Raw genomic sequence first — 12,797 nt, forward strand, 5'->3', positions numbered from 1 at the left:
TCCGGCTCCTACAGACTTATTCAAAACCCTCCATTTAATAGATAATGAAGACTTGGGCAAAAAAAGACTGTTCTCTGTAGAATAATTCTACTCTGAGAACAGCCTCTAAGCCAGATCAATATGAATTATTTCTTTAGGGGTGTAATGATATAGGTATCTCCTATTACTGTTTCAAATTCCAGCCCCGCTCCTTCAACCTGTGTACCATCCGGTTTTTGAATGAGCAAAGGCTGGTGTTGAACAAATCTGCAGGATCGGCCATGAGTCGAGGTAACCTCTGCCCTAGTTAAACAGCCCCCGCTCCATTCTATAGTCATGACAAAGCCACCACGTGCCACCAACCCTTTCACGCTGCCTTCAGACCATTCCTCTGGAAGAGCAGGTAATAGTTCCAGACCCTCCTGATGACTCTGCAAAAGCATTTCTGCTATTCCGGCTGTAGTGCCGAAGTTTCCATCAATCTGAAACGGAGGATGATTTCCGAACAGGTTCGGCAAACTGGAATCTTGCAAAATGCGACGTAGACAGCTAACCGCACTCTCGCCATCCTTCAGACGCGCATAAAGATTAAGCAACCATGCTGCGCTCCAGCCTGTATGGCCACCTCCGTGTTCTATGCGTTTCTTCAGTGTTAAGGCTGCCGCCTCCGCTAGCTCTGGTGTGGAGGAAGGGCTAATTACGTTCCCAGGATACAGGTCATACAAATGAGAAACATGACGATGCCCAGGCTCTTGTTCAGCAAAATCCTCATTCCATTCGCGGACAGTTCCGTCCGGTGCGATCCCTTGGTGGGCAAGCTGTTTCTGCATAAGCTCCTGACGCAGCTCTACATCGGTATTTAAAATATCAGCAGCCTGAATGCAGTGCTTGAACAACTCAGCGATAAGCGATAAATCCATAGCTGAGCCAGCCGAGACACTGCATGGTGTGCCGTCAGCAGTCAGAAATACATTCTCTGGCGAGGTAGACAGACCTGTGGTCCATCTTCCATCAGGCAGCTCTACTAGCCAATCCAGACAAAACAATGCGGCTCCCTTTAATATGGGATAAGCTGTGCGCAAATAGTCCTCATCTGGACGAAAAGCGTAACGCTCCCATAGATGGCGAGAGAGCCATACCCCGCCCATCGGCCAAAAAGCCCACATCGCCTTACCGTCTGATGGAGAAGTCATCCGCCACAAATCGGTATTATGGTGTACTGTCCAGCCACGTGCGGCATAATGAATACTCGCTGTACGGCTGCCAGCCACGCTAAGCTCCGTGATAAAATCTATTAAAGGTTCATGGCATTCACCCAATCCGCATAACTCGGCTGGCCAATAATTCATTTCGGTGTTTATATTTGTCGTATAATTGCTGTTCCATGGTGGCTGAATATAGGGATTCCAAATGCCCTGCAGATTCAGAGCTTGCGTCCCCGGCCGTGAGCCAGCAATCATCAGGTAGCGGCCATACTGGAACAGCAACGCTTCCAGTTCAGGATCTGCCTGTCCTTCGCGGTATTGTACCAGGCGCTCATCAGTCGGAAGCTCTCCTCGGGAAGCAGCAGATGCAAGCGTCAACTCCACACGGTGGAACAAGGATTGATGATCCTCTAAGTGGCGCTGCTTAAGCTCTGCGTATCCTTTAGAGGCTGAAGCTAACTGCACTAGGCACAACTCCGCTGGCAGCTTGCCACCGCTTCCCGGCATCCGGTCATACCCGGCATAATCGGTTGCCGCAGCCAGACGAAGGGTAATGGAGTGCGCGCCAGAAATCAACAGCGAGCCGTTCTCCGCTACACAAGTCCCACCTTCCGTCTGGATCTCCATAACCGCAGCAAAACTTATGCCAAGCCCCTCTTCATATAATACGGCACGCGGGTGATCCCCTACGTAGTTATCAGCCACATGCGACGGGGCACGGCCAGTCATAATCAGCATGCCATCCGGAGTAATCTCCGAGTTGAAAGGATGTGGTGATGCCAGATCCGCCCAGAAATCTGGCAGAGTAGCTTGGCCCTCCCCCCCCTCAGCACGGATATGAAGAGCTATAATGTCATCCGGTCTGCTGGCCAATACTTCACGTACGATCCTTACACCACCGGCAGTATAGGTTACCGTAGCCAACGCCTGATCCAGATCAAGCTCTCTCCGGTAATCCTCTACAGGACCTGCAAAATTAAACTTCAATCGCAAATCTCCAAGCGGTTGATAGGATTCCGTCCGGCTGCCTAACATTTTGGCGTCCACCAGTGCTTCTGCTTCCTTGTATTTCCCCTCTGCAACTAGCTGTTTAGCTGGAGCCAAATGCCGCAGTGCCTCATAGTTGGCTTTATCCCGCGGGAAACCTGACCATAGAGTGTCTTCATTTAATTGAATCCGTTCTTCTTCGATTCCACCAAAGACCATGCCGCCCAGCCTGCCGTTACCTACGGGCAGCGCCTCTTCCCATCCAGCCGCCGGCTGCTTGTACCATAACTCATGCCGTCCGGAGTTCTTGCTCTCTCCCATGTATATTCCTCCTGTCCTGTTATTACCGGTGAAAAGCAATCAGCGGGAGGCCCGGACTTTCGTTCGGACTTCCCGCCATCTTCATGCTTTTATTGGATTAGACGAAATTTAATAATTAATCATTCCAAAGTTTCACGCGTTGTTTAACCAGCTCTTCACGCAAATCTTCAGCTTTCGTTACACCAGCTTTATCAAGCTCAGCCATGTAAGCATCCCAAACTTTATCGAAATCAGCTGGTTTAGACAAGATTGCTTCTGGGATCCGTTTCCAACTGATATCCTTCAGCTTGTTGTCAAGAACGACAATTTCGCTATCCCCAGGAATCGTGATGTTCCATGCTGCGCCCCAAGGTTTAACTTTGAACTCATCTTCACTTGGGAAGAGGTCTTTCCAAGTTGTTGCTTTGTAAGCAGCAAGTGTTTCTTTTTCAACCGCATTGTAACCTACGGTTACTTGCTCAGGGAAACGAGTTGTGTAGTAGTTACCAGATGGATCCAATACACCGTCGCCATAGTGAGCGCTCAGCAATGCATAGTTTGATCCGACATTACCCAAACCAGTTTCTTTTTGGAAGTTGGTAGTGTCATTATATTTACGGTCGTTCACATCTTCAGGAATGACACGTTTGCCATCAACAACATTGTAGTGTTTGCCTTCAATCCCCCAGTTAACCAATACTTGACCTTCGTCGGAAGCTAGGTAGTCCAGGAATTTAATCGCACGAACTGGATCTTTAGCATCTACGCTGATCCCAATTCCGTTACCACCCATGAAGCCTGTAGGCCAGAAGGAGGTTTCTTTGTACTCCTCAGACAAGGTTACAGGATAGTGTCCATAGCCTTGATCCAGCTTGCCTTCAGCTTTCAATGCTCTTTCTCCATCGCCATAACCCCAGTCTTGGTCAATCAAACCAATAACGCGGCCGGTAGCGATTTTAGCTTTGTACTGATCATACTTTTGAACGAAACTTTCTGGATCAAGCAATCCGATATCGTTCATGTGGTTGAGCCAGCGGAAATATTCTTTTTCAGCCGGACGACGGAAGTGATAAGTTACTTCTTGGGTGTCGATATCAATCGCATATTCACCATCGTCAGGAGAACCAGTAGTAATAAATGCTGGGTTAGTTACTGTAATGTACATGTACCAATCATCTGCATTCAGAGTCAGGCCGATGTTTTTGTTACCATTTTCATCCGTAGGATGTTTTTCCAGGTAAGCCTTGATTACGTTCTCATAATCTTGAACAGTTTTGATTGCAGGATATCCAGCTTCTTTAACAGCACGGTGCTGTAGTTCAAATCCGCCACCAGCATCAAAATATTTGTTGTCCACACCTGCATAGGTAGGGATGGCATAAATCGCATGATCATCGTCACTGTAACGTGAACGTTTCATGCCTTCTTCGCCCAATACTTTTTTGATATTCGGAGCATATTTTTCAATCAGGTCTGTTAGATCAAGCATTGCGCCTGCATCTACCAGCTTGCTGACATCAGTCTTAGCACTGATCAAATCCGGATATTCGCCGCTCGCTGCGATCAAGGCTACTTTTTGTTGAGGATCACCAACTGCATATTCAGCATTTAGGGTTACTCCCGTTTTTTCCGTAATCACTTTACCAACTTCATCTTGCATACCTGTCCAGTTCGGGTTAGGGTCTGCACTGAAGAAGGTCATCGTGAGCGGGGAAATATCCTCAGCCGCATTGGTCGCATTTCCAGCATTAGTTGCGTTGCCGCCTGTATTTCCAGCTGCAGCATTACCATTGTTACCATTGTTACCGCCGCAGCCTGCAAGCACACCGAGCAGCATAATAGAAGTGAGCGTTAATGCCGTAGCTTTGGCTTTTATCTTTCTATTACTTCCCATTAAATAAACCCTCCTTAAAATTGTTTATCTATCGTATCACAGGTGAAGACCTGTTAATACTTTACCCAGCTTGCCAAAAGAAAACGGATACACAATAGGTTTTAAGCATAGGGGAGACTAAGCTCCCCCGTTAAACTGTGATTAGCTCTTCACAGCACCAAGTGTCATACCTTTAACAAAATACTTCTGAATGAACGGATAAACCAACAGGATCGGTACGGTTACGACAATCGTAATCGCCATTTTGAGCGACTCCGGCGAGACCTGATTGGAAGCCAGCGAAGCAATGTTGGAGCGGTAGTCGCCTCCGTTACCACTGGTTGTGGTCTGTAGAACCTTCATCAATTCATATTGCAATGTGGTCAAGTTAGGGCTTGAACCATTGTACAGATAAGTATCAAACCAAGCATTCCATTGACCTACTGCTAGGAACAGCGCGATCGTTGCTAGCGCTGGCTTCATCAATGGCAGAATAACGCGGAAGTAGATAGTAAAGTCATTGGCTCCATCCAGCTTCGCCGATTCCTGCAGCGCATACGGCAGGCCGTCGATGAAGGAACGGATAACGAAGACGTTAAAGGCACTAACCAGTCCAGGCAATACATAGACTGCAAAGCTGTTCATCATATGCAGATCCTTGATCAGCATATAGATTGGAATCATTCCTCCTGAGATATACATGGTCATTGCCAAGAATGTGGAGACAAACTTGCGACCTGCAAAGTCAGGGCGGCTGATCGTAAACGCCAGCATCGAGGCACTGATCAGTCCGAACAAAGTACCGATAATTGTCCGCAAAGCGGATATTTTAAACCCGGTGATTAATCCGGAGAAAGTGAAGATCTTTAGGTAATTGTCCCAGGTAAAATCCCGGGGATAGATGGTCACTCCACCGCGCACACTGTCCACTGAATCATTCAGAGAGATGGCAAGCACGTTCAAAAACGGATAAATCGTGATTACAACCACGAACAGTACTACAAAATATACAAAGAAATCAAAGATCCGGTCTGACCATGACTTTCCGGTGATAGCTGAATTTCCCACTGTAACGCTCTCCTTTCATGAAAAGGGCAATTTACTGCCACGATTGGGTAGAAGGGCCTTCTGTGCTACAGAAGGCTCTCTTTTGTTGTACGTTTGAAGATTCCATTAATCGTAAACAGTAGAATTACACTGATCACTGAGTTGAATATATTGATCGCAGTACCGTAGGAATATCTCGCCATGCCCAGTCCGTATTTCAGTGAATACAAGTCTAGCACTTGAGAATAGTCGGTAACGAGGTTGTTTCCGAGCAAGAATTGCTTCTCAAAGCCGATATTGAGCAAATTACCCACCGACATAATGAGTAGTACAGTAATTGTTGGGCGAATACCCGGAAGTGTAATATGCCATACCTGACGAAGCCTGCTGGCACCGTCTACCCGGGCCGCTTCGTACAATTCAGGCCCAATACCTGCGATAGCTGCAAGGTAGATGATGGCGTTCCATCCGGTCTCTTTCCAGACATCCGATAAGGTAACGATTCCCCAGAAGAGATGGCCCTGGGCCATAAACTGGATAGGTGCGTCTATGAATCCTATTCCTAACAAGATATCGTTTACAAGACCATTTTCACCAGATAACATTTTAGTTACAATCCCCGCTGCAACCACCCATGATACAAAGTGGGGCAAATACGAGACTGTTTGAGCAAATCTTTTAAAGAAGCCAAGACGCACTTCATTGAGCAATATTGCAAACGTTATTGGAAAGATAAATCCTGCGACTAAGCCCATTCCACTCATCGCCAGCGTATTACGCAGCGCCAGAAGGAATTGCGAGTCACTGAACAGTGTCTTAAAGTGTTCAAAACCTACCCATTCTTGTTCAAAAAAGCCACGTGCGGGCTTGTACTTTTGAAAAGCCATCGTCCAGCCCCATAACGGGAGATAACTGAAGACGAATGCCCAGATCACAAAAGGTATCGACATCATCCATAAGTACTTTTGATTCTTAAAGCTTCTCCAAAACCGTCCTCCTGAAGCAGGCTTTTTGTTGCGTGTTCGGGTATCCGGCGGGATTTGAGAAGTTACTGTGTCCGCTTTCATAAAGCCCCTCCTCTCTATGTCTATATTCTAAATCTCTGTAAGCGATTGCAGTACCCTATAAATTCGACCTAAAATCAGGTGAAAATTAGAGATTTAGAGCCCAAATAAAGCGGATACATCGTTGAAAACACTGAAAACAAACATGAATTTACTGAAAATATAATCAAGTGAAATTATTTGATTTCATAAATCGATACGATACTTAATCCCCTGTCTATTTCACACAATTAATACTTCATCCCATAATTAAAAAACGCCCCGAGCTAACGTTCTATAAGTGAACGTGGCCGGAAGCGAAGGCGCGGACTGAAATGACCCTATTTAAGCAAATTGCACATCTTATTGGGTTAGGCGGACTATAAAGACCTTATTCACTTAAAAAACCACCTTTTGGAGAACATTTGCAGCTAATAACGTACATGGAGTCCGATAAATCGAAATTGGACTCGAAATAGCCCAAATAACGACTCTGGAGTCCGTCATACCCGCGAATGAAAACTATAATATGCTCTCAGATGAGGCGTAACAAGTATACCCGTAACCCCTGCCCTGCTCCTCAACGAAAACCTCTGTATGGTTCAATTAAAATTAATTACTTTAATATCATCTTAGCTAGAAAATATTACCTGATACATCAGTACTTCAACTATTTCAGATACATATTCCTTATACGCACATGCCGAGTCGACATTATCTGTTGTACCTGCAATTTCTTTTCCTAAAGGAGGGTAATAGGAGAGCAATGAAAAAAAAAAAAACATCAAGATATTATTATTGATTATTGCTGCAGTATTATTGACACTAAATTTATTTCAATTCAATAACAACGTAAGTCATAACAGATTAATGGATAGGCTGGACCTGAATCTGACATCAGAACTCGACGGTCTAAGAGTGGAATTAGAACGATCCTCAACACCAAGCATTCTTGCTGTAGAGCAAGCGAGTAAAGTTGCTGCCCTTTCGACGTATTCAACATTAGGGTTCGATTATGGATATACCTTGGAAACCAGAATACATGACAAATATGTACAAAATGAACCTTATAAAGAGATGGATCAAATTCAAGAGTTACTTCTTGCCCTTCTAAAGGACCCTGCAAATCAAGAATTGCAACAAAGATTAGATTTATTATTAGTGAAGTAGCTTTAATGTAAGAAAAAAAGCCACAGCTAAAGCTCAGGTTATACCTGAACTGCAACTGTGGCTTTTTGGGCTTCTATTTTAGATGTTTTTGCGAAAAGAACTTGGGGAGAGTCCTACATATTTACGGAACTTGGCGTTGAAGTAATCGGGGTTCATGTACCCAACTTTCTCGGCCACCTCATATACTTTCATGCCTTGCGCAAGGAATTGCTTCGCCTTCTCAATCCGCACTTTGTCCACATACGTATTGAAGTATTCCCCGGTAGTGTTCTTGAACATTTTACCTAGATATGCGCTGTTGTAATTAAATAACTCGGATAAGGTCTCAAGCTTAAGGTTCTCATTGTAACGGCGGTTGATTAGCTCCGTAATTTTTTTGATCTCATTCCCTTTGCTGCCACTGGACATTTGATCGGCGATCTCCGCCATGAAATTGACGGCCTGCTCTTGCAGGTCTGCCAGATAATGACTATGGTAGAGCTCACCGATCGGCGGGGAATGCTTAGCGGCATTGCTGCGAATCTCTGGATAGACCGGTTCGAGACGGGCCAACACCGTACTGAGAATCCGCACAAATGTATCTTTGATCTGCTGCTCCTCACTGCCCGCAGCCAGTAGCTCCGCACAGATCGTATCCACCAGCGGTTCAATGGCCGCGCGGCTTCCGGTTTCAACAGCAAGCATTAGGCGGCTCTCCGCATCCTGCCCTTCTTCGGTGTACGCCTCCGCCACTCCAGGAAACAACATACCGGAGAGATCGGCGCTGATCAGAATCCCTTTGCGGTAAAAGAATGCCCGGCGCAGCAGTTCACGCGCCACTTGAAAAGACTGTGCCGCCTCTTCTGGTCCAGCTACAGGGCCTCCCGTTGCTGCGCTGAAGTTGTATCCCTCGCGGCAAATTAAGGAAGCAAGCTCTTCCATCAGCCGCTCCTGTTCCTGCTTTCCTGGCAGCGGCTCTTGCAGCAGGAATCCAATATATGGCGGCATCGTGAAAAACATCCGCTCTTCACTGCTGCCAAAATACTGTTCTACCGCGGCCTTAACGGCCCGCTCCCCTTCCTCACTGCCGCCCGCAGGCGCGAGTAATTCGAGTAGGATCACTTCGACATGGTCTGATTTAAGACCCAGTGCTGCCGCCTGCTTAGCAGGATCATTCTCCCCCTCCTCCGCTGTTGAAGGCTGCAGCAATGTACGCAGCAGGCTTTCGCGATTACGGGCAGGCTCCTCTTCATTCCAGCGGCTAAAGCGATCTTCCTGAGCGATCGTGACTCTGAGTTCCTCCAAATAGTTGATTAGCTCTTCCTCATCCACCGGCTTCAGTAAATAGCCGTCAATGCGGTAAGAAATGGCTCGTTTAGCATACTCAAAATCCGCATGACCACTTAAAATTAGCACATGGCTGGTCGAGCCTTCCTCGCGCAGCTCACCGATTAACTCCAGCCCGTCCATACCAGGCATGCGGATATCCACCACAATCAGTTCCGGATAAAAAATATGATATTTCTCCTGAGCTTGCAAGCCGTTGGCGGCCGTAGCCACCACCGTATACCCTAGCTCTTCCCAAGGGATTAGAGCCCGAAGGCCTTCCCGCAGCTTTGGCTCATCATCAACAATCAATACTTTGATCATAGATTTATGTCCTCCATTGGAATACGAAACGTAATAGATGTTCCTTCATTCATCCGGCTTTCGATATTCAGTCCATATTCAACACCGTAGGATAACTTCAAACGGTCGTGTACATTGCGCAGCCCGATCCGTGCCTCTTCCTGCTCATCACGAACCTCAAGGGTATAACGGATCTGCTCCAGCTTGTCCGGAGTGATCCCGGCTCCATTATCGGTAATGGTAAAGACCGCATGATTCTGCTCACGCTTGATATTCACCGTAACCATTGCTCCATCCATCGTGTTGTCTAACCCATGAATCACCGCATTTTCCACAAGCGGCTGCACAATAAGCGGCGGGATGTAGAGTGATTCGACGGCAGGGTCTACAATAAATTGATATTTCAAACGATCCTCATAACGGAATTGCTGAATATCCAAATAACAACGAACCACTTCAAGCTCCTGGCTAAGCAAAATTTTACTTCGGCCTACCTCCAGATTACTGCGCATCATTTTGCCAAGAAGACGCACTACCCGTGCAATCTCCACTTGCCCTTTCATATGGGCCTCCATACGAATAGATTCCAGCGCATTGAACAAGAAATGAGGATTGATCTGGCTTGCCAGCATTTTAAAACGGATATCATTCTGTTTCTGTTCCAGCAGGCTGTTCTGGTCATTAGATTCCTGTACCTCGTACATCAAATCGTTAATACTCCGTACCATAGAATTGAACTGACGAGCTAACAGGGCAATTTCATCTTTGCCATCAATTTTTAATGAAGTGTCAAAATCACCCGTACTAACGCGGTTAATATGTCTGCTTAACTGCAATAATCGACGTGAAAATAATGAAGAGAAACTATATATGATTAAAAAGGCCAATAAAACGCTTACGGCAATCACGGTAATCGAAAGCTTAATCACCCGATTAGGTTCTTTGACTATACTATCAATAGAAAAAACAGAAATAATTCGCAGGGCGTTACGGCTGGCTTGTGGTTTAAGTTCTTCTATCACTATTTTGGAGGCTTCACCATCTACTTCTGCCTCATAGCTCCCGCTTCCTTGCCCCAAAAGCTTTGTATCAAAAGAAACATCTGCCAGTTTCTTTCCTGTCCGATCGCTCCGGTTCGCAGCAATGATATTATCCTGATCATCCACGATCATGGTATCAAATGATTCCTGGCTCAGAATTGAGGTTAGCTGGTGACTGTTTACATTAATAACGAGCACGCCAATTTTACTGGAGCCCTCCAGCTCGATTTTGCGGACAAGACTTAAATAATTCCGCTGATCACGCTCATCCTCTATATATTCCCAACCGACGAGGCTATCGTACCGCTGTGCTCTCTGATACCACTGGCTCTCCTTAATGGCAGACGAAGGATTGATCAGCTCCCAGTTGTTAAGCAGCGTAGCATTATCAGTGTATAAACGTATGTTGGATATGTCTTTATATAATCTTAGGTATTCACGCATATCAGTGTAATCCCGATAAGCCTCAACCACATCATAAGTGCTTACATACTGGCGTATGGCGAGTTTTTTCAGCCGGGCATCATTGGACAATCGATACGCTATATCTTGCGATACACCGATGACTTCTTCTGTTCTTTTTTTTACCCGATCTACGTTAATTGAAGCTTGCTCCAGTGCGTTCTCAAACGCCATGGTCCTCATCTCAATCGTAAGATAACCACCTACCAGTAATACCGGTAAAAGTGTAGTCAGTAAAAAAGCAAGCAGCAGCTTATTGCGGATTTTGATGTCATTCAGCACCTTAACAAACCATTGAAACATGGCCTTTCGCCCCCCGAAACCTTCACTATCTCATGTACAGGCTGCCACTACCTTGGAGATATTCCATACTTTACAGAAGAAAAATGAAAACGGCAACATTTTTGAATATTGCCGTTCATCACCTCTATAAAGAAGATGGTCTTTAAAAAGGCCTTCCGCCAGATGCGAAAGACCTCTTTTATATCAGACAGATTGATAAATGGCGTTTTATTGGCGATATGCAGCCAGCTTGTTATTCAATTCGCGGGTCTGGCCATAAACTTCCTGATAGAGGTTGAATAGACCGTCATAGATTGCCGTTTGTTTCGGATCTGGTTTATAAACATCAGCAGGACGGATAAACGCTTCTGCACATTCCGCAAGGGATGTGAACCATCCGCTTCCATAAGCCGCCAGCATAGCTGCTCCCATTGCCGGACCCTGTTCACTTTCCAGCTTCACGATGGATGCATTGAAAATATCAGCCTGCATTTGCAGCCAAGCCTCATTTTTAGCTCCACCACCAATTGCAATGATCTCTGTAATCTCTTTGCCTGACTCACGTACAATCTCAATGGATTCACGCAGTGAGAAGGTAATGCCTTCTAATACTGCACGTGTAAAATGCGTCAACGTATGCCCTGAATCCATACCAATAAAGCTTCCGCGAATATTCGCATCTGGATGTGGTGTACGTTCTCCTACAATATAAGGTGTGAATAACAGGCCTCCGCTGCCAGCTGGAATAGAGGAAACTCCGCTTAACAGCTCATCAAAGCTTTTGTCCGCCGCAAAGGTTTCTTTGAACCACGTAAGGCTATGACCAGCAGCTAGTGTAACCCCCATAATATAGTAGGCATCTTTTTCACCATGGTTAAAGAAATGGACTTTGCCTTCGAGATTCAAATCTTTATTGCTCTCATAAGAAAGAACTACACCAGATGTACCAATACTGCACATGGTCCGGCCTTCTCCCAATACACCTGCTCCGAGCGCGCCACAAGCATTATCTGCACCACCAGCAAATACCTTCGTTGAAGATAAAAGACCTGACGCTTCAGCAATGTCCGGCAATAAAGTTCCAGTCTGTTCAAAGGATTCTACCAATCTAGGACAAAGAGAAAGCGGAAGTTCAAAAGCCTCTGCGATTTCTGCACTCCATTCTTTAGAACCTACATCCAATAGCAACGTTCCGGCAGCATCGGAGTAATCCATTGCATAATCACCCGTCAACCGATAACGAACATAATCTTTTGGCAGCAGGAACTGATGCGCCTGTGATAATACTTCTGGTTCATTCTCTTGAACCCACAGAATCTTAGGCAGTGTAAAACCTTCCAATGCTTTGTTTCTGGCGATATCGATCAACTTCGTTCCAAGCGTCTTCTCAATCTTACGGCATTGTGCAGTAGTACGGGTATCATTCCAAAGAATAGCTGGACGCAGCACTTGCCCTTCTTTATCTACCAGTACCAATCCGTGCATTTGTCCGGAGAAACTTAGACCGTCTACTTGAGAAGGGTCTATGCCTGATACTTCAATCAGACGGCGCAGGCTGACCAGCGTGCCCTTTACCCAATCTTCAGGATTTTGCTCACTCCAGTTCGGTTGGGGTCTGCTTAGCGGGTAGGACTCGGAATGCTCAAAAGCCACCTTCCCCTGCGGGTCCACTAGAACAGTCTTCACTGCACTAGTCCCCAAATCAACACCTATAACGTATTTCATTTTTGACCTCCTAAAAGTTTTGTTAGCATAGACTTCATTGAATTACTTCGAGCAAAACTTACTTCGTAAGCATCTT

The 12,797-nt window shown here is 45.8% G+C and carries 8 protein-coding genes; 1 reads left to right on the top strand and 7 read right to left on the bottom strand.

Features of this window, described 5'->3' with window-relative positions:
• Positions 1-125: 125 nt before the first annotated feature.
• The 4 genes from MHH50_RS27000 to MHH50_RS27015 all read right to left on the bottom strand — a co-directional run bounded on the left by MHH50_RS27000 (position 126) and on the right by MHH50_RS27015 (position 6,458).
• On the bottom strand, positions 126-2,492 hold the full coding sequence (locus MHH50_RS27000) for a glycoside hydrolase family 95 protein (protein WP_076303098.1): 2,367 nt from the start codon (positions 2,490-2,492) through the stop codon (positions 126-128).
• Between the two features lie 115 nt (positions 2,493-2,607).
• Complete coding sequence (locus MHH50_RS27005; protein WP_080742630.1) at positions 2,608-4,365, bottom strand: ABC transporter substrate-binding protein; 1,758 nt, start codon at positions 4,363-4,365, stop codon at positions 2,608-2,610.
• A 141-nt stretch (positions 4,366-4,506) separates the two neighbouring features.
• Positions 4,507-5,412: a carbohydrate ABC transporter permease gene (locus tag MHH50_RS27010; protein ID WP_076128700.1), complete on the bottom strand. Its 906-nt coding sequence runs from the start codon at positions 5,410-5,412 to the stop codon at positions 4,507-4,509.
• A gap of 65 nt (positions 5,413-5,477) precedes the next feature.
• Complete coding sequence (locus tag MHH50_RS27015) at positions 5,478-6,458, bottom strand: ABC transporter permease subunit (protein ID WP_076100584.1); 981 nt, start codon at positions 6,456-6,458, stop codon at positions 5,478-5,480.
• Between the two features lie 774 nt (positions 6,459-7,232).
• Here MHH50_RS27015 and MHH50_RS27020 point away from each other — a divergent pair.
• Positions 7,233-7,604 carry a hypothetical protein gene (locus MHH50_RS27020; protein WP_076303099.1) on the top strand — a complete coding sequence of 124 codons (372 nt, stop codon included), beginning with the start codon at positions 7,233-7,235 and terminating at the stop codon, positions 7,602-7,604.
• Between the two features lie 78 nt (positions 7,605-7,682).
• Here MHH50_RS27020 and MHH50_RS27025 read toward each other — a convergent pair whose 3' ends face one another.
• From MHH50_RS27025 to xylB, 3 genes are all read right to left on the bottom strand, one after another.
• Positions 7,683-9,233 (bottom strand): response regulator transcription factor, encoded by a 1,551-nt coding sequence (locus tag MHH50_RS27025; protein WP_076128706.1) that lies wholly within the window; start codon positions 9,231-9,233, stop codon positions 7,683-7,685.
• The gene (locus MHH50_RS27030) at positions 9,230-11,017 is read right to left on the bottom strand and encodes a sensor histidine kinase (protein WP_076128708.1); all 1,788 of its coding nucleotides are present in this window, start codon (positions 11,015-11,017) and stop codon (positions 9,230-9,232) included. Before MHH50_RS27030 ends, MHH50_RS27025 begins: the two co-directional genes overlap by 4 nt.
• A 207-nt stretch (positions 11,018-11,224) precedes the next feature.
• Positions 11,225-12,721: a xylulokinase gene (gene xylB / locus MHH50_RS27035; protein WP_076128710.1), complete on the bottom strand. Its 1,497-nt coding sequence runs from the start codon at positions 12,719-12,721 to the stop codon at positions 11,225-11,227.
• Positions 12,722-12,797 lie beyond the last annotated feature (76 nt).

This window comes from Paenibacillus sp. FSL H3-0302 (assembly GCF_037982245.1).
Lineage (GTDB): Bacteria > Bacillota > Bacilli > Paenibacillales > Paenibacillaceae > Paenibacillus_AQ > Paenibacillus_AQ odorifer.

What these genes read in the sequence shown, in the direction of transcription:
- MHH50_RS27000 (WP_076303098.1), bottom strand. Translation starts at nt 2,492, where the DNA reads ATGGGAGAGAGCAAGAACTCCGGACGGCATGAGTTATGGTACAAGCAG.
- MHH50_RS27005 (WP_080742630.1), bottom strand. Translation starts at nt 4,365, where the DNA reads ATGGGAAGTAATAGAAAGATAAAAGCCAAAGCTACGGCATTAACGCTC.
- MHH50_RS27015 (WP_076100584.1), bottom strand. Translation starts at nt 6,458, where the DNA reads ATGAAAGCGGACACAGTAACTTCTCAAATCCCGCCGGATACCCGAACA.
- MHH50_RS27025 (WP_076128706.1), bottom strand. Translation starts at nt 9,233, where the DNA reads ATGATCAAAGTATTGATTGTTGATGATGAGCCAAAGCTGCGGGAAGGC.
- MHH50_RS27030 (WP_076128708.1), bottom strand. Translation starts at nt 11,017, where the DNA reads ATGTTTCAATGGTTTGTTAAGGTGCTGAATGACATCAAAATCCGCAAT.
- xylB (WP_076128710.1), bottom strand. Translation starts at nt 12,721, where the DNA reads ATGAAATACGTTATAGGTGTTGATTTGGGGACTAGTGCAGTGAAGACT.